General features: G+C 40.7%; 1 pseudogene. It reads right to left on the bottom strand.

The window, feature by feature from the left end:
- Positions 1 to 1935 (bottom strand): annotated as a pseudogene (locus ACWOBP_RS08080) (hypothetical protein); the annotation flags it as partial.

Below are 1935 nucleotides of genomic sequence, written 5' to 3'. Positions count from 1 at the left end.
CTGGGTTTACTGCTTTAACTTTATCTTCGATTGCTTTCTTCTCAGCGTCTGTTAATTTAGCTGGATCTTTTACTTCTACCTTAGCTGCTGGTGTGTTTACTGCATTTCCTGCATTTTCTTTACCTGCTTCTTCTGGTGATTTAGTTAAGTCTGCTGCTGGAATTACTACTACATCACCTTCTGGTGTTGTTACTGTTGCATTTCCTTTATCATCTACTACAACTTTAGATCCTGGGTTCACTGACTCAATTGCTTCCTTAACTTTAGCTTTTTCTTCATCTGTTAATTTAGCTGGATCTTTTACTTCTACCTTAGCTGCTGGTGTGTTTACTGCATTTCCTGCATTGTCTTTACCTGCTTCTTCTGGTGATTTAGTTAAGTCTGCTGCTGGAATTACTGCTGTGTTTCCTTCTGGTGTTGTTACTGTTGCGTTTCCTTTATCGTCTACTACTACAGTTGCACCTGGGTTTACTGCTTTAACTTTGTCTTCGATTGCTTTCTTCTCAGCGTCTGTTAATTTAGCTGGGTCTTTAACCTCTGTCTTAGCCGCTGGTTTAACAATATCATTTCCTGCGTTTGGCTTAGCTGCTTCTTCTGGTGATTTAGTTAAGTCTGCCGCTGGAATTACTGCTGTGTTTCCTTCTGGTGTTGTTACTGTTGCATTTCCTTTATCGTCTACTACTACAGTTGCACCTGGGTTTACTGCTTTAACTTTGTCTTCGATTGCTTTCTTCTCTTCTGGAGTTAAGTTAGCTGGATCTTTTACTACAGCTTTATCCGCTGGTTTGTTTACGTTGTTTCCTGCTTCTGGCTTAGCTGCTTCTTCTGGTGATTTAGTTAAGTCTGCTGCTGGAATTACTGCTGTGTTTCCTTCTGGTGTTGTTACTGTTGCATTTCCTTTATCGTCTACTGCTACTGTTGCACCTGGATTTACAGCTTTAACTTTGTCTTCGATCGCTTTCTTCTCTTCTGGAGTTAAGTTAGCTGGATCTTTTACTACAGCTTTGTCTGCTGGTGTATTTACTGTATTTCCTGCTTCTGGCTTAGCTGCTTCTTCTGGTGACTTAGTTAAGTCTGCCGCTGGAATTACTGCTGTTTTCCCTTCTGGTGTTGTTACTGTTGCGTTTCCTTTATCGTCTACTACAACTTTAGCTTCTGGATTTACAGCTTTAACTTTGTCTTCAATTGCTTTCTTCTCAGCGTCTGTTAATTTAGCTGGATCTTTTACCTCTGTCTTAGCCGCTGGTTTAACAATGTCATTTCCTGCGTTTGGCTTAGCTGCTTCTTCTGGTGATTTAGTTAAGTCTGCTGCTGGAATTACTGCTGTGTTTCCTTCTGGTGTTGTTACTGTTGCATTTCCTTTATCGTCTACTACTACAGTTGCACCTGGATTTACAGCTTTAACTTTGTCTTCGATCGCTTTCTTCTCTTCTGGAGTTAAGTTAGCTGGATCTTTTACTACAGCTTTGTCAGCTGGTGTGTTTACTGTATTTCCTGCTTCTGGCTTAGCTGCTTCTTCTGGTGATTTAGTTAAGTCCGCTGCTGGAATTACTGCTGTGTTTCCTTCTGGTGTTGTTACTGTTGCATTTCCTTTATCGTCTACTACTACAGTTGCACCTGGGTTTACAGCTTTAACTTTGTCTTCGATTGCTTTCTTCTCAGCGTCTGTTAATTTAGCTGGGTCTTTAACCTCTGTCTTAGCCGCTGGTTTAACAATATCATTTCCTGCGTTTGGCTTAGCTGCTTCTTCTGGTGATTTAGTTAAGTCTGCTGCTGGAATTACTGCTGTGTTTCCTTCTGGTGTTGTTACTGTTGCATTTCCTTTATCGTCTACTACTACAGTTGCATCTGGGTTTACAGCTTTAACTTTGTCTTCGATCGCTTTCTTCTCTTCTGGAGTTAAGTTAGCTGGATCTTTTACTACAGCTTTATCTG

The sequence above is a fragment of the Gemella parahaemolysans genome, assembly GCF_053758945.1.
The sequence above is the reverse complement of the archived record's forward strand: the minus strand, read 5'-3'. Positions and strand labels throughout refer to the sequence as shown.